This is a genomic window from Nitrospira defluvii, assembly GCF_905220995.1.
Classification (GTDB): domain Bacteria; phylum Nitrospirota; class Nitrospiria; order Nitrospirales; family Nitrospiraceae; genus Nitrospira_A; species Nitrospira_A defluvii_C.
Window position 1 is genome coordinate 382241 of sequence record NZ_CAJNBJ010000002.1, and the last position, 23532, is coordinate 405772.

Below are 23532 nucleotides of genomic sequence, written 5' to 3' on the forward strand. Positions count from 1 at the left end.
CATCAAGCAACACAAGATCACACATTCGAAGAAGGAGGATCACCATGAAGTTTCAGGTCCATACGAAGGAGACGGCTCCGGAGGCGTCGCGCGCAACGGTCGAAGCCACCGCAAAGAAGTACGGATTTCTTCCGAATTTATTCGGGGTACTCGCCGAGTCGCCGACGGCGGTGCAAGCCTATGCGGCCATCAACAAGGCCCTTGAGCAGAGTGCGCTCTCTCCGGTGGAACAGCAGGTGGTGGCCTTGACCGTCAGTACTACGAACGACTGTGCCTACTGCGTAGGTGCCCACTCCACGGTGGCCCAGATGGTCCGCACGCCCGAGGACATTCTTGCAGGGCTGCGAGAGCAACGACCGCTCTCCGACCGGAAGCTCAATGCGCTTCGTACGCTGGTGCTGTCCGTCATGCGTCATCGCGGGTGGGTGCCGGAAGATGATCTGGAGCACTTTGCAGCGGCGGGATACGGACAGCGGCATCTGTTAGACGTGCTGACGATTGTGGCTCTCAAAACCTTGAGCAACTATCTGAATCACATCGCCCATACGCAGCTCGATCGACAGTTCGCGTCGCAGGCCTGGAGCCCCAAGGAGGGCTGCACCAGTTGTTTGACGACGTGAACTTCTTGGCGAGGTACAGAACGATTGAGAGGGAGTCCCACGCCGGCATAGGCGTGGGACTGCACGGATCCATTTCAGTGACGGTTGCGACCGCGCTCCCGAACGCGGCGAACCTTGTCGGAGGAGGGAGACAGACATGAGCCGGTCAAGATGGGGTCAGAACGTGTGGCGGATTCCTCTCCTGTTTGCCGGCGATCTCCTGAAACAACCCACCTGGGTTCCGATCTGGGTCTTCGCGCTGATGATCGTGAATATGGCCAGCCTTGCGTTCTGGAGCGAACTCCTGGCGAAGGTCATTTTTGTAACGTTTCTGATGTCGGCCATACTGATGATGACCCTATATGCCAAATTTGGGTTCGAACGGATACTCGGATTCGGTCATGTGTTCTGGATTCCATTATTGGCGTATATCCTTGTCCAAGTTCGCCATGCCCAAGGCGAGTTCCATGCATACCTCGTCGTGCTCTCCCTGTGTATTGGGGCGTCATTGCTATTCGATATTGTTGATGTGTGGAAATTCCTGTCATCGAAAAGAGTACCCCGCTGACGTCGATCACCTGGTCGCCTCACTATTCACGCCATCGTTTGTCACATCGCTAAGAGAAGTATAGAGCAGTCCACGGGTGTGCCAACTGGCATGGCGGTGCGGCCCGCTCGGTGGGGGCGATAGGCGGGATATGTATCAGATTGGCCTGGGCGTAAGTAGCGGATGAAGATCCCCCCTGCTTGCGGTTTGCTCCTCTCCGACATCGACCGCAACTGTAAGGCGGCTCACAGCCTTCTCATGTGGTGGATGGTAGGGTGCGCATAAACATATCGAGGCAGCTCAATGTTTTCCTGCTCTCTCGAAGAGCGAAAGCGGAGCAACTTATCTCTCACTATCACAAAGGAGGGTCAGACCATGTCGATGATGTGCAGTATGCAGGGATGCACGCAGAAACACGGAATGTGCGGGCACGAACAAATGATGCTCGTCATGATGGTCATGCTGGTGGTCGGCGGAGCGGCCTACTGGCTTCTGGGATAGCCGGCGCTTCGCTCGATCGTCCACTCGAACCACTCACCGCTTGGTATGTCCCACTGTCCGAGGCGGGCCGGATCACGGCTGAACGATCGGTGCCCTGTCGTGCTTTCTGGAAGCCAAAACAACGGCTGGAATTCCAGCAGGCGACTGTAAGCTGCCTCACAGCGGCTAGGCCATACGGGAGCTAAGATCCAACGACACAATCCAAGCGTAGGAACACGAGGAGAGAAGCCAACGAGATGGTCCACGCCAGAGAAGGGAGGGGTCCACATGATCGAGTCCTGAATCCGTCGCGATGCATCGATGTTCAGTCACGAGCGTCATTCCGAAGATCGTTCAACCTAACAAAGGAGACTTCCCATGAACGCCAACACGAAGAAGAACGCCATGATTCACTCCGCGCTGCTCGTTGCATTCAGCCTGGCAGGATCGCAGGCGATGGCTGCCGCTCCGAAAGTCCCGGAGTTGCCCGCCGGCTGGGAGGCCTGCGGCGGTGTGGCCAAGGCTGGGATGAACGATTGCGCGGTCAAGACCAGCCTCCACTCCTGTGTGGGCATGGCCAAGAAGGACAATGAGCCCGATTCCTATGTGTTCTTGCCGAAAGGTCTGTGTGGAAAGATCGCGAATGGCACCGTGCTGGCCATCACGAAAGACGATCTGGCGAAGATGAAAGAGATGATGATGAAAAAGATGTAGGACGCGGCGCAATGACGACGCACATCGACGCTCCGATCCCGGCCTGCGCCGGGATCGGACTTCGCTCACAACACTTTCGGGAGATCCTGGAGGAATTCCCACCGGTCGCCTGGATGGAAACTCATCCGGAAAACTATTTCGGTGACGGCGGCGCGCCACTCCGGAACCTCGAACGCATCAGGGCTCACTACCCCCTGAGTTTCCACGGGGTCGGCCTGTCGCTGGGCTCGACCGATCCGATCGACCGTCTCCATCTCCGGAAACTCAAAGCTCTGGTCGATCGATTCGACCCGGCACTCGTGTCGGAGCACCTCTCGTGGAGTTCCGTCGACGGTCGGTTCCTCAACGAGCTGCTCCCCTTGCCCTCTACCGAAGAAAGCCTGAACCATGTCTGTTCACGGATCGACGAGGTCCAGAACGTCCTGCAACGGCCCCTCCTGATCGAAAACATCACCCGGTATCTGACATGGCGTGAATCCACGATCCCGGAAGGTGAGTTCATGGCCGAGACAGCCAGGCGGACGGGCTGCGGCATTCTGCTCGATCTCAACAACGTCTATGTCAACGCGGTCAATTTTCACCTGGACCCCTTTGAGTTCTTGGACGCCATTCCGGCCGAGACGGTCTGGGAAATCCATCTGGCAGGTTTCGATCGCTTCGGGCGGTGGCTCATCGATACCCATGGCGAGGCGGTCTATCCGGAAATCTGGGGCCTGTACCAGTGGGCGATTCATCATTTTGGACCGCGCCCGACGTTGATCGAGTGGGATACCAACATGCCGCCACTCTCTGTCCTGGTTGATCAGGCCAAGCAGGCGAGCGCGATTCTTGGAGGCTGCCATGTTGCGGCTTCATGAGATCCAACAGGCATTTGCCAAAGGCATGATCGAGGGACAATACGCCGTCGTGGCGGAAGCGATCGTGCCAGGAGGCTCAGCTCTACGAAATGTGGCGCTCTATCGCCGCCTGATCCGTACCAACTACACGCAGGTGCTCAGCGTCACCTTTCCCATTCTACGCCGGTTTGTCGGTCCCCGGTATTTCAACCTCCTCGCGCGAGGCTATGTCAAAAGATACCCGTCGATGAGCGGCGATCTGTTTTCGTACGGGCGGCATCTTCCGGTGCTGCTGCTCGAACTACAGGTTCCCTGTCTGCTGGTCGAACTGGCGCGATTGGAATGGACCTGCCACGAAGTGTATCAGGGCGCCGATTCCCTGCCCCTCCCCCACGCTCAACTAGATGCCATTGCCTCCGCTGACCCATCGCGCGTGACGTTCCGTCTGAACGCGACAGTGCGGCTGCTGCGTTGCTCCTTGCCGGTACATCGCGTGTGGCTGGCATTGCAGCCGGACGCCCCGACAGACATCGCGGTCGATCTGCCGCTGCCGGAAGAGGACACGGGCATCCTGGTCACCAGGGCCGAAGGGAGGATCCATGTAGCGGCTCTCGCCGACCTCGACTACCGATTGCTCGAAGCCATGCTCGACCGGAAGACCGTGGCCGAGGTCGAGCACTTGGCGACGGAAACCGACCCGGAGTTCGACTTCACTCGGTTCATGGCTTCCATCATAGATTTGAACGTGCTCGCCGGAGTTTCCGTGGAGGCACCCTCATGACACACGAGACTGGCTTGTTGACGCGCGCAGTCATGAGTGCGGCTCCAGCCTACCGTCGGTTGATCTGGGGACTGGAGGCCTTACTCCCGCTGTTCGACCTGTCTGTCCGCCTGTATTTGGCTCACATTTTTTGGAAAGGCGGCATGGTCAAGCTCTCTAGCTGGATGTCGACCGTGATGCTCTTCACCATGGTCTACGATGTGCCTCTGTTGCCGCCGGAGATCGCCGCCTACCTGGCCACCGCCGTCGAATTGAGCGGCTCGTTCCTGCTGGCCATCGGCCTGGCGGGTCGGTGGGCCGCCCTCTCGCTCTTCGGGCTGAATATCGTCGCGTCAATCTCGTACGGACAATTGTCCGAAGCCGCGCTGCAAGAGGCGTTCTATTGGGGGATCCTGTTCTTGTATTTCGTCCTGCACGGACCAGGGCTGCTCTCCGTTGATGCGCTATTGCAGTATCTGGTTCGACGAAGACAAACGATGAACGGTGCCGACGAAGCGATTGCGAAGCAAGCTGTTCCTCGTAGTGCGTAGGGTGGACATGTAGGCATGTGCAACGCTTCGTCTTCGAAAAACTTGCCTCAGGCCGGCCAAAGAGGTCACACTGACGTGTAGGAAGGCGGTCATGACAACTGGGGGCTCATGAGTTCACCCGATCAAACGAAGCCGGTTTTCTCGGAGCGAGAGCCGCCTGAGGAAGACACCGTCGATCGCCGTGCGTGGCTAGTGAGCGCAGTTTCGTCGATTGGGACCACTGCTGCAAGCCTAATCGCTCCGTCGCTACTGCCGGCTGAGGAACTGGCTGCTCTCGATCCCACCGCTGTCCCCGGTCACGCTCCGAGCCCCTACGGGTCACGCGCACCGGGAGAAACCGCCCATCGCCTGCCCACGGCCACCCATTCACTGACGCCCCATCACGCCTTGCACGGCATCATCACTCCGTCCGCACTGCATTTCGAGCGCCATCATAACGGAGTGCCGAGCATCAACCCCGACCGGCACCGACTCTTGATTCATGGACTGGTCGACCGACCACTGACATTTTCGATGAACGATCTGACGCGCTTTCCCTCCATCACCAGAACCCTGTTCATCGAATGTTCCGGCAACTCCGGAAAAGAATGGAAAGGGCCGACGGGAACAACCGTTCAAGAGACCCATGGGTTGATGAGCACGAGCGAATGGACCGGCGTGCCGCTCTCGACGGTCTTGGCTGAGGCCGGCATCAAACCTGACGCGGCGTGGGTGTTGGCGGAGGGCAGCGATGCCGCCGCCATGACCCGTAGTCTGCCGTTGGCGGCGGTGGTGAAGGATGCGCTGCTCTGCTACGCGCAAAACGGTGAGGCGCTCAGGCCGGAGCAGGGCTATCCGCTCCGGTTGGTGATTCCGGGTTGGGAAGGGAACACCTGCATCAAATGGGTCAGGCGGTTGAAGCTCGGCACTGCGCCGTTCATGACTCGTGAAGAAACCTCCCGCTATACCGACCTCATGCCGGACGGCACAGCCCGGCAGTTTACCTTCGTAATGGAAGCAAAGTCAGTCATCACCAGTCCGTCTGGCGGCCAACAGATCACGCCGGGGTTCGTCGAAATCCGCGGTCTGGCCTGGAGCGGGCGCGGCAAGATTGCGAAGGTCGAGGTGAGCGCGGATGGCGGGCTTACCTGGCGCACGGCGCAATTACAAGAACCGGTTCTCCCCTACTGTCACACGCGCTTCCGGTACGGTTGGCGCTGGCATGGGGACGAAGCGATTATTCAAAGCCGCTGCATCGATGAGACCGGCTATATCCAGCCGAGCAGAGCGGCGCTTATTACGGTCAGAGGAACGAATTCCGTGTACCATTACAATGCCATCCAAAGTTGGAAAGTGGGTGGAGACGGGAAGGTGACCAATGTGGAGATGTAATCCGGCCTCGTCGATACTCCTCGTGCTGGGCTTGCCCCTAATCCCTCCAGGCATCTCCATGGCAGAAGAAGCCCGCTACGGATTCGGACAGCCGGCGACCGAGGCTGACATCAAAGCGTGGAATATCGATATCACTCCGACTGGCGAAGGGTTGCCCCCTGGCCGAGGGACCGTACGGCAAGGAGCAGCCGTATATTCAAACAAGTGCGCCGCCTGCCACGGACCGACAGGAACAGAAGGGCCAAAGGATCGGCTGGTCGGCGGCCACGGTTCGCTGGCTACAGAACACCCGGTCAAAACCATCGGCAGCTACTGGCCCTATGCCACGACGTTGTACGACTACATCTTCCGCGCCATGCCCTTCACCGCGCCGCAGTCGCTCACGGCGGACGAAGTCTATAGCCTCGTCGCGTGGCTGCTCCACCAAAACGGCATCATTCCGGCAACTATGGTAGTCGACGCGCAGACGCTGCCCAACGTAACAATGCCCAATCGTGACGGATTCGTCGCCGATCCACGGCCGGACGTGGAATCGCGCGAATGACCAAGCTATCCGTCCGGCGCTAGCCGAATTACGTTCCCTTCTTCTTGAAGACAATGTCTCCGTAATAGGCTTCCGCCGACTCGCCGGTATTGTCGGTATCCGTCATGATGGCGACACCGGAAATCATGGGCGGCTCTGCTCCGAACGCTCGTTTGTAGTCTTCATAGACGTTCCGCTCTTCGGTCGTCCAGGTGTTCAGCTTGGCTGATCCGCTTTCCACCACAATCATATGCACCTGTTCCGTGTACGGGTTGGGCACCGCGGTTCCTACTGGCGCCCGGCTCTCCCAAATGTAATTGATGGCGCCGAGCGGGGGGTACCGGCCGTAGATGAGTTTCGCGGCTTCGTACTTCGCCTTGCCGAAGAGACCGACTTTCGCACTCTCGTATTGGAACGTGACGTAGATGCGGGCGGGATAGTCGTCCCCCTCTTTCCTGGTCACATCGCCGGCCTTTAGGGTATTCGAGACTTTCCATCGCCACTGGACGATCGGATACTCCTTCGGATCGATCAGAATTTCTTTCGTGTATCCCGAAGAGGAGGCTCGACTGGTTGCCTTGACGGCGACGCGATCACCGTCGAGCACAAGGCTGTACGTCGTGTGTTGGGGAATTTTTGGAAAGGTGAGCGGTTTCCAGCCGTCCGGCCAGGGACCATTCGGATTCGCTGTCGAAAATGGACCCACTTCTACGGTGGCGGGGGATTGAGCTTGTAGCCGGCTCGGATCGCCGACGATCATTCCCACCAACACGACCGATGCAAGACCGACGATCACGGAAGATAGAGATGGTGCCATAGGCTGCATCCTTTTCAAGTTCTCAAGTGAAACATCGTTGTTCATGATGTACCGCTCTATCGCCGCATCCAGGCAAACAATTTGATCAACAGGTTCTTGGTTCGTTGCGTGAAATGCGCTTTGCGCCAGAGGTTCACCACCTTCTTGTTCACTTCAGCTTGCGTGGGATAAGGATGGATGGTTGCCGCGATCGTCTTGGCCCCGGCTCCCGCCTTCATGGCGACGGAAAATTCGCTGATCATATCACCGGCATGGTTGGCCACGATCGTGGCACCGAGGATCGTATCGGTTCCCTTTTCGACGTGAATCCTCGCAAACCCTTCGTCTTCCCCGTCTAGAATCGCTCGATCGACTTCATCCAGCTTGTAGGTATAGGTTTCCACCTCAAGGCCCTTCTCCTTGGCCTCTCTCTCATACATGCCGACATGAGCCACTTCCGGCTCGGTGAAGGTGCACCAGGGCATGACCAAGGAATCGACGTTGGCATAGCCCAGACCGAACGGATGCGGGAACAAGGCATTCTGGATGATGATTTGAGCCATGGCATCGGCCGCATGCGTAAACTTGTAGCGAGAGCAGATATCGCCTGCCGCGTAGATCTTTGGGTTCGTCGTCTGCAATCTGGCGTTGACCTTGATCCCGCTCTTGTCGTACTCGACTCCGGCTGTCTCCAATCCGATCCCCTCCACGTACGGCGTTCGCCCGACACCGACGAGAATTTCATCGACCGTTACGTCGTAGTGCCGGCCGTGCGAATCGACGGTCAAACGTTTCCCGCCGTCGGTCTTCTGCACCGTGAGATCCTTTCCGCAGCACAGCACGTTCACGCCATCGCGGACCATCTGTTGCTCGACGATGTCAGCCGCATCGCGGTCCTCGTTCGGCATGATCCCGTGCATCGCTTCGATGAGATAGACTTGGCTCCCAAAGCGGGCGAACGACTGTGCCAGTTCACAGCCGATGGGACCGGCTCCGATCACCCCGATGCGTTGCGGCAACTCCGTCAACGAAAAGACAGTTTCGTTCGTGAGATACCCGGCTTCTTGAAGCCCTGGCACCGGAGGTGCCGATGCTCGCGCACCGGTGCAGACAGCGGCTTTCACAAAAGCCAGGATCCGATCGCCCGCCGGTCCTTCCACGTGGATGGTCTCGGGACTAAGAAAACGCCCGCTGCCAATAAAGACGTCTACACCAAGCTGGGTATACCGATGGACTGAGTCGTTCCGGCTGATGCGCGCCCGGACTTTTCGCATGCGCGCCATGACGGCGGCGAAGTCATACTGCACGCCAGGAGGAATATGGAGGCCAAACTCCGTGGCCCTCCGTAGATCGGTCCAAGCTCTGGCTGCTCGGATCACACCTTTTGATGGTACGCACCCAACATTGAGACAGTCTCCTCCCATCAGATGCTTTTCAATCAACGCGACCTTTGCCCCCAGGCTTGCGGCTACGACCGCGGTGATCAAGCCCGCCGTTCCGGCTCCGATCACCACGATGTTGTAGCGACCGGTCGGCTCGGGATTGACCCAATCGGGCGGATGCACATTGGCGACCAGCTGCTGATTGTACTCGTCGTTCGGAAGAACCAATGACTGATCGTGCTCACTCATTCCAGCGACCCTTGGGAGAGGCTTCATCATCACGTGGCGCCCTTCGTTGTGAATCAATCATCAAACGATGAACTCTTCATCGCGCTGGTTTGGCCGCAAACCTTTTATAGACGACCGGCACGAGGGCGAGAAGCCCCAAGAGGATACAGGCCCCGATCACATTCGGCGACGCGATCTCCTTCAGTGAATTTATGGTACCCAGTTGGCGTCCTGCATAGGCATAGACGAACGAACCGGGAATGATGCCGAGCGCCGTGGCTCCGATATATGTTCCGGCGCTCACGCGAGTCAGTCCTGATACGAGGTTGACCACGAAGAACGGAAACAGGGGAATCAGTCGAAGAGTCAGCAGGTAGCTGAAGGCGTTCTTGACAAAGCCTTCTTGGAACGGTCTCAGCGACTTCCCGAATTTCTGTTCCACTGTGTCCCGTAGCAGATACCGCGCGGTCAGAAACGCCAGGGTCGCGCCGGTCGTCGCCCCGAGATTCACGAACAACGTTCCAGGGACGGCCCCGAACACGAACCCGCCGGCGAGCGTGAGCATGACCGCACCCGGAAGCGACAAGCCGGTGACAATCGCATAGGCCACAATGAAGATGCCGACCGCTGCGACATAATTCACGTCCGTAAACGCCAGCAGATTGTCCCGATTTTCCTTCAGGGCGTTCAACGATAAGAACCGTCCGAGATCAAAATAGAAGAAGGCCCCGATGGCCAGCCCGATCACAAGAGCAATGATCACCTTGCCTGAAGGAAGCTCCTTGGTGGAGGTAACGGGTTCGGTGCCCGGTTGAACAGCGTGGATCGAATGGGTTGTCTCCTCCTGATATCCGTCAGCACACCGTGTTTCCATAGACCGGACTCCCTTCGTGTGGCTGAGTGAAACAGGACATGGGCTCTGCTGCAACTCAGGCTCTCTGAAAGAATCTCCTCTCGCCATGACTCCACAATAACCGACTCCCCGTTTAGATTCTGTGAGCCAATTCACAATCCTGGACGGCAGGGAACCGGGGAAGCACGGCATCTGTAAGGCACATGGATCCCCCGGCCTTTGGACGGCGGGACGTGTTCCAAGTGGACTGGATGGTGAAAAAGTACCAGACCATGCCCTGGCTGCGATCGCTGGTACGTACCATGCCCGAAGGGCTTACGAACGTTCGTGATCATTGGGTATTACGAGAATGAAGTGATTCAAGAGCGTATGCCGCTCGTAGCTGAGCAGATACAGATGAAGCAGTGTAGGATCATCGGCGTCCCAATGGAGCACAGGACCATCGACACCGATGGCATGATGGTCGAGCCAGCGATTTTGCGAATCCAGGTGGAATCCGTAGAAGGTGCGCTCGGCCGGGGGCTCCTTTACCACATGCTCGTAAGACTCGAAGAAACTGGGGTTGCCGATACCGAGGGGAACCTGCCAGCCACGGTCATAGTGCTCCGGAGACGCAACGGGAATAGCGGTCCCATCGAGCCCGCCGAGAATCAGGCGAGTGGCTTCGCCGGTCAGATGACTGCGAAACTCGAGCTCGATCTCGAACAGCGACTGAGATCCTCCGTTGAGTTTCACCTGCCGCACGGTGGCCCCAGCCAGCTCTGCGAGATAGTGCAATTGAGTGTCACGAGCGTGAGCCCGGGAGTATCGACCCGGCGGAATGAAGCTCGAGAACTGCACCGGCCCACGGTACCAGTCTCGATAGGTCGAGGCGACTGGTGTCAGAATGTTCTTGCGCTTATGGACTTGCTCGCCTCGTACGGCGACCGGCTCATCCCAGCGAACTGTCGGCTGAATCGACCATTCCCGCTCGACCGTCCGCACCCGATCTAACCGGATCGGCGTCCCTGACGGATCGACCCAATGTTCGAGGGACCACCAGTAGGACCAATATGAGAGGCCATTGACCCGTTCGAATAAGCCCTTGTACAGCCCGAGCGGGAACGTAAACCAGAGATGCTCATAGACGCGGTCTTCCCCATTCTCATTGGTGAACAGCAACAGCTCCCACAGACCGGCATTCAAACAATTGCGGGCGAGATCGATGCGGCTCAACGCCCGCTGCTCGAACCCGTCTCCTCCCTCGCGGACATGGACCTGGGATGAAGATCGGTCAAACCGGACCTGCTGTCGGTTCCATTCGCGATCGATCAGGCCGATTTTCGTCAGATCTGGATCGGTTTTGACCCAGGGCGGAACGGCGGCAACGAGGTGCGCAAGGTCTACACCGATCAGTTCGATGGCGGTGGCCTGCTCCGAGGCCGGCTCGATGCGGAAGTGAAAGTGAGTATCGCGGGTCTGTTCGATGATGAGGCTTCGGTGAGGATAGTTCGCGAAGACCGCGCTTCGTGTCTCCGGATCCTCCTGGTACGCTGCGTCACTGAATGTCGTGAGACCGACAGTTTGTACTGGTGCCGTGTGGTAACGGACCTGAAACCAGATTGCTCCGACGACGGCAATGAGGATAACTGCGCTTGACAGCACGAGCCCCCATCGCTTCATGATAGTTGAAGACATGGTCTAGTTCCTTTCAGAGATGCGGAGACTGCCCGACGCAGGTCTGCATGGTGCATAGGCGCCGCCTCTCTCAGCACAGGAGAAGGCGCGGCGAGAACTCAGCCGCCTTGGACCGGAGCCGTCCCCCAGGGTACAGTGCAATTATGAAATGGCTACTGTGGAAGGTTAGGACAGTATCGGAGGAGCGCGAGCGCGTACCGTTTCTGAAAAAACCGGCAGGACAGGAGTCTGTGACAGGCTCACCGGATTGTAGAAGACGATTGGAATCGGGCGAATGATGTCAAGGTAGACGACAGAACCGGCTTCGCCGCTTGTTCCGATCCAGGTGCAGACTTGATGGTGCGGGGTCTTGGGCTCGCCCGGAAGCGGAAGGCCGGCCTCCAACGCCCAGACGTGCATCCACACCGTCAGCGACACATAGGCCAGGCCGACGGTCCAGAACAGCAGCCGCTGGCGTCGATCGATGAGCCGGTCCATAAGCTGAAACGCTACTCCCAGGCGAAGAAACCTGTCAACCGGGCAGATCGGCATCCCGCAGCTTGGCCCTTTGGATCCCCAGCGCCTTGATCCGCGAGGCCAGTGTGGTCGGTTTCATGCCCAGCAGCGCGGCGGCGCCCTGTGCGCCGAAGATCCGGCCCTCGCTCGTCCGCAGCGCCTGAATGATGCTCTCCCGCTCCTGGCGTTTGAGCTCTTCTCGCGTCAGAAGTTGTGCTCGCGACGGCATGTCGCGAGACAGTGCCCGCGTCTCGCGCGGTTGCGACGGGTGAAGATGGACACGCAGCGGCCCTCCTTGTGAAAGGATCACCGCGCGCTCGACGACATTCTGGAGCTCCCGCACGTTTCCGGGCCAGTCATGCGCGGCAAGCTGGTTCAACACCGCTTGTGTGACTCGGGGGGCACGGCGATTGAGCCGTTTCGCGCTCTGCGCGATGAAATGCAGCGCGAGCTGCGGAATGTCTTCCCGGCGTTCACGGAGCGGTGGGATGTGGATGGGAAACACGCTGAGACGGTAAAACAGATCCTCTCGAAAACGGCCGGCTTCGACCTCCCGCTTCAAGTCGCGATTCGTCGCCGCGACGATCCGCACGTCCACCCTCCGCGTCCGCGTGTCGCCGACACGCTCGAACTCGCCCTCTTGCAGGACCCGTAACAGCTTCGCCTGCATCGCCACGGGCACCTCCCCGATCTCGTCGAGAAAGAGCGTGCCGCCGTCGGCCAGTTCGAAGCGACCGGGCCGATCGGCGAGGGCTCCGGTGAAGGATCCCTTTACATGTCCGAAGAATTCGCTTTCAAACAATTGGTCCGGCACGGCGCTGCAGTTCACCTTGATCAGGGCCCGGTCTCGCCGCCGGCTCCGGTCATGAATCGCGCGCGCGACCAGTTCTTTCCCCGTCCCACTCTCTCCCGTGACGAGCACTGCCGCGTCGGTGGGCGCGACCAACTGCACTTGACGGAGGACGTGCTGGAGCGACTGGCTCTCTCCGACGAATTCCTCCATCCCCAACGCGGCGGTGACCTCTTCACGCAGGTAGAGGTTCTCCTCTTCCAGCCGGGCACGCAGCAGGGCGATCTCATCGAACGCCTTGGCGTTTGCAATGCTTACCGCTGCGTAGTCGGCGAACATGCGGAGCCACTCGAAGGCTTGCTCGTTGAGCAAGCCGCGGTCGAAGAGCGCCAGCACTCCGAGGACCTCCTCCCGGAAGATCAAGGGTTGCGCCGCGAAGGTCCGGACTCCCTCACGCGCGAACCAGTCAGGGTCCGCGATCCACTCCTCGTCACCGCGAAGCCCGGCCAGCCGGAGCGGCTCACCGCTCGTGGCCACGCGCCCGATCTTGCGCTCGCCAAGGGGAAACCGATGAAACGAGCCGTCCAAGCGGCCGTAGTCGGCCTGCGGATCGCGCGACACTCCCGCGCTGGCGACGAGGTGCAACCACCGACTGTTGTCGGAGACATCCTTCCGCTCACGGCAGACCGTACAGAGTTCATTTGGCGTCGTGAGCCAAATCCGCGTCAATACCGTATTCGGGCATTGCGCGATGCCGTCGGTAATCGTGCGCAGCACCGCATCAAGCCCACGTTGTTGAGCGGTGGAAACCATCACATGAGGGAGTTTGTTGGGGTCCATAGATTTTTTACAGGCTACGAGATCTCATGCCAACATGCAACGACTATTCGTATATTACGATTAGTCGTAGCGGCTGTCAGTCGAGCAAAATCCATTTAAGTCATGTTTTTTCAATACCTTATTAATCAGTGCCGATCAGGCACGTCTTCTGCTCACACGAGGGCTATCGAACGCTGGTGCAACGAATCAGATCCACTCACAAAGGAGGAATGTATGAATCGCATCGCACACCTTGATCCCGCAACCACGAACGGCCCAGCCAAGCAGCTCTTCGATGCCGTGCAAGCCAAGCTTGGTGCCGTCCCGAACCTGTTCCGGGTGTTGGGTAACTCTCCAGCCGCGCTCAACGGCTTCCTGAGCCTCAACGGAGCTCTCGCAGCCGGAGCATTCCCCCCGAAGCTGCGCGAGCAGATTGCGCTCACCGTGGCCGAGACCAATCAATGCGCCTACTGCCTCAGCGCGCATGCATTTGTCGGCGGCAGGCTCGGATTGAGCACGCAGGATATTGCGGATGCCCGGCAGGCCGATGCCACCGATAAGCGGACCGATGCCATTCTCAAACTCGCACAGAGCATCGTCGTCCAGCGCGGGGAACTCGGCGCGACGGGCCTGGATCAGGCGCGCGCGGCCGGGCTGACTGACGGTGACATTGTCGAAACCGTCGCCCATGTCGCGCTGAACATCTTCAGCAATTACCTCAACCATATCGCCGGCACGGTCATCGATTTTCCGGAGGTTCCGCTCACGCAGGGGCATGCCGCATCGTCTTGCGCCTGCGGCTAGAAGCAAAGGCCAGTGCTATTCAAGGGATTCCAACTCATCAACGCAGACGAAAGGATGCTGTCATGACTATTCTTACTCGCTCGAGCATCGCCGCGGTGGCCGCCGTCATCGTCGGCTTGACCCTGACCTCGTCGCCGTTCGCACAGAATGCAAAACCCACGGTGTCGCATTATGCCGGACCGCGAGAGGATGCGCCGGTTCCTCGTCCGGGCCTGACGCCGAAAAGGGGGCGGGTGGCCGTCGTCGTCACCGACCCGCAGAACGATTTCCTCAACCCCAAGGGAGTGGCCTGGGGCGTCGTCGGACAGAGTGTGCAGGAGAACCACACGGTCGAGAACATCGAAAGCCTCTTCAAGGTCGCCAAATCCGCCGGTGTGCCGGTCTTTGTCAGCCCGCACTACTACTATGCGCACGACCATCAGTGGAAATTCGGCGGCGCGCTCGAAGTGCTCATGCACAACATCGGCATGTTCGATCGCAAAGGCGCCTTGACGCAGGAGGGTTTTGCCGGCTCGGGCGCGGACTGGCTCGACCGCTACAAGCCCTATATCGAGGACGGCCGGACGGTGATCACGAGCCCGCACAAGGTGTTCGGGCCCGAGTCAAACGATCTCATCTTGCAGTTGCGCAAAGCTGACATCAGCCAGGTCATCCTGGCCGGCATGTCCGCCAATCTCTGCACCGAGTCACATCTACGCGAACTGCTCGAGCAAGGGTTTGAAGTCGTGGTCGTGACCGATGCCACGGCCGCAGCCAAGCTGCCTGGATTCGACGGGTATGAAGCGGCCTTCGTGAACTTTCGCTTGATGGCCAGCGACGTGTGGAGCACGGCCCAAACGGTCAAGACCCTCACGAGTCTCAAGTAATCCACTCGGACCTCCGGATGGGGCATCCGACCGTGGTGACTGAGAAAAGACTGATGGCGCAGGTGATCGTTTTGAGAGTTCTGTCCATTCGAACCGATAGGGGAGGAGAACATGCAGACGTACGAAACTACGGCAATCGTGACAGGTGCGGGAAGCGGCATAGGCCTGGCCGTGGCGGAATCCTTTCTCCGCGAAGGGATGAATATCGTGCTCAACGGGCGCAATGAAGAGAAGCTTGTCCGTGCCGCAGTCCAGCTCGGTCAACCTGATCGGCTTGCGATCGTCGCCGGTGACATCACCCGGCCCGAGACGTCCACCCGGGTTGTGGAGGAGGCGGTCAATCGCTTTGGCCAGCTCTCCGTGCTCGTGAACAACGCCGGCATCTTCTGTACGAAGCCATTCACCGAATACGCCGTCGAAGAGCTTGACGGGTTTCTCGGCTACCTGCGGGGAACCTTTGTTCTGTCGCAAGCGGCGGTTCGGCAGATGCGTGGGCAGGGCCGCGGCGGGTCAATCGTCAACATCGGGACGATTCTCGCGTCGAACGGTGTGAACGGGATTCCTTCCAGCGCGCCGATCGCGGCCAAAGGGGGAATCATGGCGCTGACCAAGAACTTGTCCGTTGAACTGGCGAGGGAAAACATTCGCATCAACGCGGTCGCGCCCGGAGTGGTTCCCACGCCACTCTACGGTGATCTCACCGACGAGCAACTCGAAGCACTCCATGGGATGCAACCACTCGGTCGTTATGGGACGCCCAAGGACATTGCAGATGCCGTCCTGTACCTGGTCAAGGCAAGCTGGGTCACCGGAGTGATCCTGCCGGTGGATGGCGGAGTGGATGCCGGGGGCGATGGAGCCTACCACGGAGTGAAGGAGAGCGCTGGGACAGTTGCGGCATGAACGTGGCCGAACGGCTCCGCATGAACACAATGCACAGCATCGTTAAAGATCCATACCACCACTCACGGATGCGAAGGAGGAACTATGAAAACGGCAATCGTCATACTCTCTGACCCCAAGAGCGGCGCCGAAGAGGCGCTTGGGCGGGTATTCAATGCGCTCGCCCTGGCTGCTGAATCCAAGCAGAAAGGCGACGAGGTCGCCGTGGTGTTCAACGGGCCAGGCACCAGGTGGCCGACGGAGCTGACCAAGCTGACCCACCCGGCTCATGCGCTCTATCAGTCCGTACGCGATGTGGTTCAGGGCGCGTCGTGCGCCTGTGCCGAGGTGTTCGGGGCGACGGAGAGCGTGAAGTTGTGTGGAGTGGCGAGCGTGAACGACAACGCCATACCGGGAACTGCCGGTCTCTTGAGCCTCAGACGGTACCTGGCCGACGGATGGAACGTGGTGGTGTTTTGACCAGTCGAACAGGGGTGATGGAAGACGGTCTGAAACCGTTTTCCATCATCCGACTGGCGGAGGGCAAGGCGATGGCGCGGAAATATCTCCATATGACGATGACTGAATCAGTGCGCCGTGCGCAACAGCAATACTACGGGCATGCGGCGACGATCACGGATGTTCATGAGCGTGATCCGTTAAGCGATGCGGAGGCTCAATTCATTGCAGACCGCGACAGTTTTTATCTGGGATCGGTCAGTGAGACTGGTTGGCCCTATGTCCAGCACAGGGGCGGGCCGAAAGGCTTTCTGAAGGTCCTCGATCCCGCCACGCTCGCGTTCGCCGATTACCGTGGGAACCGGCAACTTCTGAGCACAGGGAACCTGTTCGCGAACGACCAGGTGGCATTGTTTCTCATGGACTACAAGAACCGAGAGCGGTTGAAGATTCTCGGTCACGCGCGGGTGGAAGACGTTCGAGACCATTCGGCGCTAGCAGTGCGGCTCACGCAGGGAGACAGCCAGCCAAAGGCGGAGCGGATCGTCATCATCGAGGTCGTCTCCTACGACTGGAATTGCCCCAAATACATCACCCCACGCTATTCCATCGATGAGGTTGAGGAGTTGGTGGGGCCGTTGAAATCCCGCATCGCCGAGTTGGAAGCGCAGCTCCGATCGGCTCAGGACTAGACGATAATTGGACTCATGTTGAGTTGACCATACAGGAGGGACGTCCCATGCAAAACGTATCGCGTCGACGCTTTCTTCAGTTGGCTGTCGCAACGGGCGGCGCGCTCGCGCTGGGAGATCTGGCCGACTCGATCCGACTTCCCCGGTCCGGACGTGTTGCCTACGCCTCGGAACCAATCAAGGTCGGGATCATTGATCCGCTCTCAAGCCCGTACAAAACCTCCTCGATCCACGACGTGCACGGCGCGACCGTGGCGGTGGATCGCTTCAACAAGGCCGGCGGGGTACTGGGACGTCCAGTCGCCATCATCGAAGCCGATGATGCGTCCAACGTAGACACTGCCGTCCGGGCGGCCCGCAAGCTGATCAAGGACGACCGTGTACATTTCCTCATGGGCACCTTCAACGGCGACGTGGCGCTGGCCGTCGCACAGGTGGCCAAGCAGGAGAACCGGCTCTTCATGGTGACCGGGGCACATGTGCCGGAGTTGACGGGTTCGGGGTGCAACTCGCATACGTTCGTGTTCATGCCAAGCGCCCGAATGTTGTCCAGGGCCGTTACGCCCCATCTCGTAAAGACCTACGGGAATCGCTGGTTCATGATCACGACCGAGACAATGGACGGCCGGGCGGCAGAACAGGCCATGGCGGCCGCGCTCCAGGCCGAGGGTGGCGAAGTGCTCGGCTCGATCAGCACGCCCTTCGGGACCACCGACTTCACAATTGCGCTGGCTCAAGCCAAAACTGCGAAACCCGGCGCCGTCATCCTGAATCTCTACGGCTGGGATCTCGTTCATGCGCTGAAGGCCTATACAGCGGCAGGGTTGGCCAAGGAGCAGATCGGCGTGGGTGGCATGATCGGCGGCGAACAAATCGGCCGTCCGCTCGGCTATGCCAACAATGCGGGGATCTGGGGGTTGATCTGGGACCCCAAGATCAACAGCGAGAGCTCACGGCGGTTCATTCAAGGCGTGATCGACAAGTACAACCATACCCCCACCTCACGCTGCTACCATGGCTACACTGCGATGACACAGATTCTGGAGGCGGTTCAACGGGCCGGCACGACCGAGACGCAGGCGGTCATCAAGGCGCTGGAGGGACATGAATTCGACGGGCTGAAAGAGAGCCGGTCCTACTTTCGCGCCAGGGATCACCAGCATGTGCAGGACGTGCTGGTAGGGAAAGCCTACGGCAAGGAACTGGGCCTGGGCCATTACCAACTACTGGCCACAGTTCCAGGTGACGCCGTCGCCGGCCGTCATGACGAGTCGACTTGCACGCTGTAGGAGCACGTCATGTCAACGATCCCGAATAGGCGCCCCCCTGTTCCACCCTTTACCGAGGAGACCGCAATCCGGAAAGTGCGCATGGCAGAGGACGCCTGGAATAGCCGTAATCCCGATTTGGTCGCACTGGCCTACAGCGTTGACAGCCTGTGGCGGAATCGCGACGAGTTCCTGTCCGGCCGTGAGGCGATCGTGGCATTTCTGCGACGCAAATGGGCCAAGGAGCTGGACTACAGGCTGATTAAGGAACTGTGGGCGTTCCATGAGACGCGCATCGCCGTGCGTTTTGCCTATGAGTGGCACGACGATTCCGGAAACTGGTTCCGGTCCTACGGGAACGAGAACTGGGAGTTCGACGGAAATGGCCTCATGCACCGGCGCCTCGCAAGCATCAACGATCTTCCCATTAGAGAGGAGGAACGCCAATACCACTGGCGGCTTGGCCCTCGCCCCGAGGGCCACCCTTCCCTGTCCGATCTCGGCCTGTGAAGGACGGCGTGAGTGAGACAGGCAAATGTCGGCGAATGTCCGCCATGGCAGTCAAGCGAGATGGGATCAATGCATCGCGACTATCTCGCATTCCGGCAACCATGGGGAGCGGTCATGGGAAGAGGCTCTGTGACCATATTGTCCTGGGAAAGCCACAATTTGTAAGCTACCTCACAGATTTTCCTTATGCATATCGGGTAACAGTACAAATTGCGCTGGTGTCTTCGGAAGGCAAAACGCGTCACACGTGTGAGGAAACCCCAAGGACGCATCCGAGTCGTCGGTGTTCGGTATCGTGCGGTTGTGAACGCTCCAAACCGTGGCGGGTGCAATGGCCTGAGTAATTGTTGATGATGCTCTTCACATCATCCACCGGATGACAGCAGCCGACCTAGGAAAGAGCAATAAGGCACATTTGCATCGGGTGGCGATGCGTGTGCAAGCTGTAAACGATTTCTTGCTAGAGAGAGCTGCCGGATGTCATGATGACGTGCACGCATTTCATCTGCGCGAAGCACACGCACTGCCTGCGTCCAGAGGCAGACCAGGCAGTACCCATTGCAATGTTCGAGGCGGGCGATTAGTCTGTAGCACGTTAACCGTGAGCTGACCTGATGGAACGCGTACAGTCTGCCGCCACCAACAAGCTCTGGTTCCTCAAGCACATTCGCTTGTTTGACGGGATCTCTCCGTCTGAAATGCAGGAGATGGAGAAAATTACCCGAATGGAAGAGGTCAAGAAACGGCAGCCCTTGTACCTTCCAGGCGATCCGAGCAGCAACGTCTATCTCCTCAAGAAGGGCCGCGTCAAAATCGCCAACACGGCGCCCAGCGGGAAAGAAGTCACCTTCGATATTTTAGAGCCGGGAGAAGTGTTCGGAGAACTTGAGGTTCTGGAAGACGCTCCCCGCTCGACATCGGCCGAGGCCCTTGATGACGCGCTGATTTGTGTGATTCCCCGGAAGGATTTCGATCAGTACCTGGCCATGCATCCGAACGTGACGGTCAAGTTGACCAAACTCATCGGGTTGCGGCTCAAGAAAATCCAGAGCCGTATCGAAGATCTGGTCTTTCGTGATGTGCCAGCCCGTCTGGCCCATCTGCTCTCGGAGTTGAGCAAATCGGATGGGGTCGCAGATAAGCAGGGGGTTCGACTCAAAGTGAAGTTGACCCACCAGGAAATGGCCAACTTGATCGGCTGCAGCCGCGAAACCGTGAGCGCCACCATGGGCCTGTTCAGGGATCAGTGCCTCATCCAGATGGAAGGCCGGAGCATCACTATCCTGAAGCCGGACGAGCTCTCACGCCTGGTGTCATAGCCACTTCCCTTCACTGCCACGCTCGGCCGGCGTCCTGCCTTGGCGATGGGAACCGGTGATCAGCTCCCATCGCTAATGAGCTCGTCGCTTTATGCCCCGCAGTTATGTCTGCGGTTTCACAAGCTGAAACGAGCGGGTGAGGCCGAATATAAAACTGGTTCCTTGCGCGAGGTTATTGTTCGCATCCCGAGCGAGAGGGATCTGGGTCATGAAGTAGACTGAGGTCGCCTCCGTGAGCCGTGACTTGATCAACTCGCCGAGAGCAAGCTGAAAACCTGGAGTATAGGCAAGGTATGTCGATCCCGTATTGGGGACGCGCCGATCCAGAACTCGGGGATCGAGCAGGACCGGTTCATCTCCGGCGAAAGGAGGCGCCGATTGCTCCAAGTTTGCCGTAACATTGTCATGAGTCAGATACCGGTAGTTGAACTGACTGATCAGCACAAGCCAAGGGGTCGTAATGAGATTCAATCCCACGTTCAATTGGTACTCATCTCCAAATTGATACCCGTCACGATTGCGAAACGTATGGCGGTAGCTGGCAAAGGCGAATTGGTTCAAACGGTGAGGAATCAGCTCGTACGTCTGATAGATGGATCCGATGAGGCCGACGTTCCCGCGACCGAGCTGTCCCGACGACTCCAACACTTGTCCTGAACTGTCCCGCGCCCTGGTATCTCCCGTGGGAAGCTCAAGGCCCAACCCCATCACGACCATGTGCCGGAGCGTCGGCAACAGGTTGTACTTGGCCGTAACCCGCACATCGCCGATGCCGTTGTCCGCAAAGTTGACCCGCTCCCCAAACTCGGTGGGGGATTCGCCGATCTCGTCGAGATGGATGTGCGTGCGTTTCAGGTAGGGAATCGTCACCTGCATCGCAAACCGATCGGTGACTCCGTAGTTCAGATCGAGCGTATAGGTCTGGGTGATCGTCCGCACCTCCTGATGATGATCGAGAATCAACCGTTGCCGAGCCTGGTCAGCCGCCGGAATGATCCCGGTCGTGCCGCCCAGCAACCGCATCGGCGTGTAATTGTAGATTCCATTGACAGTCAGGACCCCCTGCTGTGGAACCTGCTGTTGCGCACCGATGACGACGAAGCAACTCACGGCGCCGCAAGAGGCTAGAGCCGCCGCTTGGGTGCAGAGAACCCAGGTGATCATGAGCAAGATCAAGGACATTCGATGATGAAGTCGCATGAGATTCCTCCTAAGCCACAAGGGCGCAGGTCTTTCGATAGGCCGAAAAACCGCCTCAAGACACGTTGTTCGCTGGATGTCCCGTCTCACCTCCGGCCGAAACGCACAACCACGGGACCACAGAATGACATGGTCCAGTGGTCATCGTCCGGGTCGATTAGTGACGGGTATGATCTTCGTGGGGGGCATGTTGAGGTGGGTGGACCGCGAGAGAACTGCCGAGCGAGAGCCCGCGCGTGGCTCGAAGCCAGCCGAGCCGAGTCGACCAGTTCTCGGATCATGAATTGAACTCTGTCGCGCTGTGGAATGGCATCAACAACGTAGCCGGCTGCACAGAGCCAGGCGCACAACAGACTTGAGTGTGTGCCGGCATGATGATGAGATTGATCGCCCGTATGTGCCGCCAGATGGGGACGCGCAAGTCCCATCGGCGCAAAGAGCACTCCCACCAATAAGGCAGTCAGCAATATCGGAGAAGGACGTTTCATCGAGCTCATAGTCACAACCACCGGCCGAGTCCGGCTCTACGCTCCCCGCCTGGTCCATTACTGCATGATCGTCCGAGAATTCCTGTGAGGTGGGTTACAGTTTGTTCGTCAGAGAGATCGGATAGCGCGTCTATCGCGCGTGCCAACAGACGCGTGGTATTTCACCTAGCCTTCGTGGTGTCACCTCGGCTACATGGAATCTGCCGATCTCATGGCAGTGGGCCGCCGCATGAAGCGCATCGAGAATCGACGATCGCATTGGGGGTGGAGCGAGGAGCGGGGACCGGCATGTCGCCCCGCAGTAGACGGACCCAGCGTGCGGTGGGGTAGCGAACCACCAACTTCGGGACGAGGAGGAGCAGGGCTACCATAATCAATCCCAGCACGATCAAGAACCACTCCCCCGAGACGACTTGGCTGCCTGCATAGGTCAGTGCGAGCGTAGGAACAATCATCCCCAACAGAGTCGCGGCGGCGAACACGCGAAGCGACATGTTCGTGAGGCCCGCTCCGTAACTCACCAGATCGAATGAGAAGACCGGGAACAACCGCGCGAGGAACACGAAGATGGCCAAATGCCGGTCCGAACATCGCTCGCAAAAGCTGATCTCCATCCGGAAGATCCGAGTCACGACTTCCCGTCCCAGGGCTCTGCCGATAAGAAAACTGAGAATGGCACCAAGTTCCGCGCCGGCGACAGCATAGGCAGTCCCCAAGGTCACGCCGAAAGTTGCGCCCGCTGCCAGATCCAAGGGCAGACTGGGAATGGGACTGATGACCACAGCCACCGCCATGAGTGCCATGAACAAGATCGGCCCGAAGGGACCAGCCGCACGGAGTTGATCGGCGATCCTGTCCGGCTTGAGCCACTCCCCTACATCCAGCCAAGATACAGCTCCATAGCCCGCCACTAGTACGACGAGAAGCGCGCCGACCTTCAGCCAACGTGTTTTTGTGGTCACCGCCATATCTCCCGTCCGGTCAAAATAACCGAGGTGTAAAGAATGACACGCCGACATACGGCAGGACTCCGTTGATTCCAGTATTTCTATCGCCAAGATTCGAATTGGAAATATGATGGAGTCGCACGCCCATCGTCCAGGTGATCCGGTCCGTCACGAAATACTGCACCCCGGGGCCGGTCTCCAAGACGAATTCGAACTGTGTGCTTTGTTCTGGAATCCGCGGCGCCAGATTGGTCCAGATCATGCCGGCGCCGGCGTCCCAGAAGGGGACCCATCGGCCGAAGGAGAGAAAATTGTATTTCAGGACGAACGATCCTCCTACAGCTTCGGCAGCGAATGGCTTGATAAATCTCCCGAATAGCGGTTCCACCAGGAGTTCGACATTGCCTTCCCACCAGCTTTTTCCCAGCGGATCGGTGAGCACCATCCCGACGCGCGGCAGCACGAAGACCGCGCTCCGGTTGGAGGAGGAGCCGTTCCCGATCGCCGTCGTGCCCTGGGCGTATCCCACCGCCCCTCCGAGTTCCATAGTCCCCCGGGGCATGACATCGCGGACCTCGAATGACGATTGCGCAGACGCGACACTGCCACTGGCCCAGAGCATCACAATGGTGAGCACCGATGCTGAGAAGAGTGCGCCGGTGTGATGCCGACGTTG

At 58.9% G+C, this 23532-nt stretch carries 26 protein-coding genes; 17 read left to right on the forward strand and 9 right to left on the reverse strand.

All coding sequences use genetic code 11. From position 1 onward, the window contains the following. Window positions 1–44: 44 nt before the first annotated feature. The 9 genes from KJA79_RS09105 (at window position 45) to KJA79_RS09140 (ending at window position 6402) form a co-directional block, all read left to right on the forward strand. Window positions 45–620, forward strand: a complete 576-nt coding sequence (locus KJA79_RS09105; protein WP_213041724.1) for a carboxymuconolactone decarboxylase family protein — start codon at window positions 45–47, stop codon at window positions 618–620. A gap of 136 nt (window positions 621–756) precedes the next feature. Then, the gene (locus KJA79_RS09110; protein WP_213041725.1) at window positions 757–1167 is read left to right on the forward strand and encodes a hypothetical protein; all 411 of its coding nucleotides are present in this window, start codon (window positions 757–759) and stop codon (window positions 1165–1167) included. 354 nt (window positions 1168–1521) lie between these two features. After that, window positions 1522–1647 carry a hypothetical protein gene (locus tag KJA79_RS22965; protein WP_281412671.1) on the forward strand — a complete coding sequence of 42 codons (126 nt, stop codon included), beginning with the start codon at window positions 1522–1524 and terminating at the stop codon, window positions 1645–1647. A 357-nt stretch (window positions 1648–2004) separates the two neighbouring features. Beyond that, entirely contained in the window at window positions 2005–2340 is a 336-nt protein-coding gene (locus tag KJA79_RS09115; protein ID WP_246507528.1) for a BufA1 family periplasmic bufferin-type metallophore, read from the forward strand. Window positions 2341–2351: 11 nt separating this feature from the next. Further along, window positions 2352–3197, forward strand: coding sequence for an MNIO family bufferin maturase (bufB, locus tag KJA79_RS09120; protein ID WP_213041726.1), 846 nt, complete (start codon window positions 2352–2354; stop codon window positions 3195–3197). After that, on the forward strand, window positions 3181–3957 hold the full coding sequence (locus tag KJA79_RS09125) for an HvfC/BufC family peptide modification chaperone (protein WP_213041727.1): 777 nt from the start codon (window positions 3181–3183) through the stop codon (window positions 3955–3957). The genes bufB and KJA79_RS09125 overlap by 17 nt, the downstream gene beginning before the upstream one ends. Further along, window positions 3954–4487 (forward strand): DoxX family protein, encoded by a 534-nt coding sequence (locus tag KJA79_RS09130; RefSeq protein ID WP_213041728.1) that lies wholly within the window; start codon window positions 3954–3956, stop codon window positions 4485–4487. The genes KJA79_RS09125 and KJA79_RS09130 overlap by 4 nt, the downstream gene beginning before the upstream one ends. Window positions 4488–4595: 108 nt before the next feature. Beyond that, the gene (gene soxC, locus KJA79_RS09135; RefSeq protein WP_213041729.1) at window positions 4596–5858 is read left to right on the forward strand and encodes a sulfite dehydrogenase; all 1263 of its coding nucleotides are present in this window, start codon (window positions 4596–4598) and stop codon (window positions 5856–5858) included. Between the two features lie 58 nt (window positions 5859–5916). Next, complete coding sequence (locus KJA79_RS09140; protein ID WP_289268527.1) at window positions 5917–6402, forward strand: c-type cytochrome; 486 nt, start codon at window positions 5917–5919, stop codon at window positions 6400–6402. A gap of 28 nt (window positions 6403–6430) precedes the next feature. On the opposite strand, the gene KJA79_RS09145 is transcribed toward KJA79_RS09140, so the two are convergent. From KJA79_RS09145 to KJA79_RS09170, 6 genes are all read right to left on the reverse strand, one after another. After that, window positions 6431–7198, reverse strand: a complete 768-nt coding sequence (locus tag KJA79_RS09145) for a DUF3047 domain-containing protein (protein WP_246507530.1) — start codon at window positions 7196–7198, stop codon at window positions 6431–6433. A 56-nt stretch (window positions 7199–7254) separates the two neighbouring features. Continuing rightward, window positions 7255–8808 carry a mercuric reductase gene (locus KJA79_RS09150; RefSeq protein ID WP_213041731.1) on the reverse strand — a complete coding sequence of 518 codons (1554 nt, stop codon included), beginning with the start codon at window positions 8806–8808 and terminating at the stop codon, window positions 7255–7257. A 76-nt stretch (window positions 8809–8884) separates the two neighbouring features. Further along, complete coding sequence (locus tag KJA79_RS09155) at window positions 8885–9661, reverse strand: TVP38/TMEM64 family protein (RefSeq protein WP_213041732.1); 777 nt, start codon at window positions 9659–9661, stop codon at window positions 8885–8887. A 294-nt stretch (window positions 9662–9955) separates the two neighbouring features. Beyond that, complete coding sequence (locus KJA79_RS09160; protein ID WP_213041733.1) at window positions 9956–11317, reverse strand: hypothetical protein; 1362 nt, start codon at window positions 11315–11317, stop codon at window positions 9956–9958. Between the two features lie 165 nt (window positions 11318–11482). After that, window positions 11483–11794 (reverse strand): hypothetical protein, encoded by a 312-nt coding sequence (locus KJA79_RS09165; RefSeq protein ID WP_213041734.1) that lies wholly within the window; start codon window positions 11792–11794, stop codon window positions 11483–11485. Window positions 11795–11828: 34 nt separating this feature from the next. Then, window positions 11829–13442 carry a sigma-54-dependent Fis family transcriptional regulator gene (locus KJA79_RS09170; RefSeq protein WP_213041735.1) on the reverse strand — a complete coding sequence of 538 codons (1614 nt, stop codon included), beginning with the start codon at window positions 13440–13442 and terminating at the stop codon, window positions 11829–11831. Between the two features lie 213 nt (window positions 13443–13655). Here KJA79_RS09170 and KJA79_RS09175 point away from each other — a divergent pair, with 213 nt between their 5' ends. From KJA79_RS09175 to KJA79_RS09210, 8 genes are all read left to right on the forward strand, one after another. Next, window positions 13656–14225 (forward strand): carboxymuconolactone decarboxylase family protein, encoded by a 570-nt coding sequence (locus KJA79_RS09175; RefSeq protein ID WP_213041736.1) that lies wholly within the window; start codon window positions 13656–13658, stop codon window positions 14223–14225. Between the two features lie 62 nt (window positions 14226–14287). Further along, window positions 14288–15091 carry a cysteine hydrolase family protein gene (locus KJA79_RS09180; protein ID WP_213041737.1) on the forward strand — a complete coding sequence of 268 codons (804 nt, stop codon included), beginning with the start codon at window positions 14288–14290 and terminating at the stop codon, window positions 15089–15091. A gap of 111 nt (window positions 15092–15202) precedes the next feature. After that, window positions 15203–15994: an SDR family NAD(P)-dependent oxidoreductase gene (locus tag KJA79_RS09185; RefSeq protein WP_213041738.1), complete on the forward strand. Its 792-nt coding sequence runs from the start codon at window positions 15203–15205 to the stop codon at window positions 15992–15994. An 84-nt stretch (window positions 15995–16078) separates the two neighbouring features. Then, on the forward strand, window positions 16079–16453 hold the full coding sequence (locus KJA79_RS09190) for a DsrE family protein (RefSeq protein WP_213041739.1): 375 nt from the start codon (window positions 16079–16081) through the stop codon (window positions 16451–16453). Next, window positions 16450–17124, forward strand: coding sequence for a pyridoxamine 5'-phosphate oxidase family protein (locus KJA79_RS09195; protein WP_213041740.1), 675 nt, complete (start codon window positions 16450–16452; stop codon window positions 17122–17124). Before KJA79_RS09190 ends, KJA79_RS09195 begins: the two co-directional genes overlap by 4 nt. A 47-nt stretch (window positions 17125–17171) precedes the next feature. Next, the gene (locus KJA79_RS09200) at window positions 17172–18413 is read left to right on the forward strand and encodes an ABC transporter substrate-binding protein (RefSeq protein ID WP_213041741.1); all 1242 of its coding nucleotides are present in this window, start codon (window positions 17172–17174) and stop codon (window positions 18411–18413) included. 9 nt (window positions 18414–18422) lie between these two features. Then, window positions 18423–18902 (forward strand): nuclear transport factor 2 family protein, encoded by a 480-nt coding sequence (locus KJA79_RS09205; protein WP_213041742.1) that lies wholly within the window; start codon window positions 18423–18425, stop codon window positions 18900–18902. Window positions 18903–19516: 614 nt separating this feature from the next. Then, window positions 19517–20221, forward strand: coding sequence for a Crp/Fnr family transcriptional regulator (locus KJA79_RS09210; protein WP_213041743.1), 705 nt, complete (start codon window positions 19517–19519; stop codon window positions 20219–20221). A gap of 102 nt (window positions 20222–20323) precedes the next feature. On the opposite strand, the gene KJA79_RS09215 is transcribed toward KJA79_RS09210, so the two are convergent. The 3 genes from KJA79_RS09215 to KJA79_RS09225 all read right to left on the reverse strand — a co-directional run bounded on the left by KJA79_RS09215 (window position 20324) and on the right by KJA79_RS09225 (window position 23493). Then, window positions 20324–21421, reverse strand: a complete 1098-nt coding sequence (locus KJA79_RS09215; protein ID WP_213041744.1) for a transporter family protein — start codon at window positions 21419–21421, stop codon at window positions 20324–20326. A 697-nt stretch (window positions 21422–22118) separates the two neighbouring features. Continuing rightward, window positions 22119–22871: a TVP38/TMEM64 family protein gene (locus KJA79_RS09220; RefSeq protein ID WP_213041745.1), complete on the reverse strand. Its 753-nt coding sequence runs from the start codon at window positions 22869–22871 to the stop codon at window positions 22119–22121. A 19-nt stretch (window positions 22872–22890) separates the two neighbouring features. Then, entirely contained in the window at window positions 22891–23493 is a 603-nt protein-coding gene (locus KJA79_RS09225) for an acyloxyacyl hydrolase (protein WP_213041746.1), read from the reverse strand. Window positions 23494–23532 lie beyond the last annotated feature (39 nt).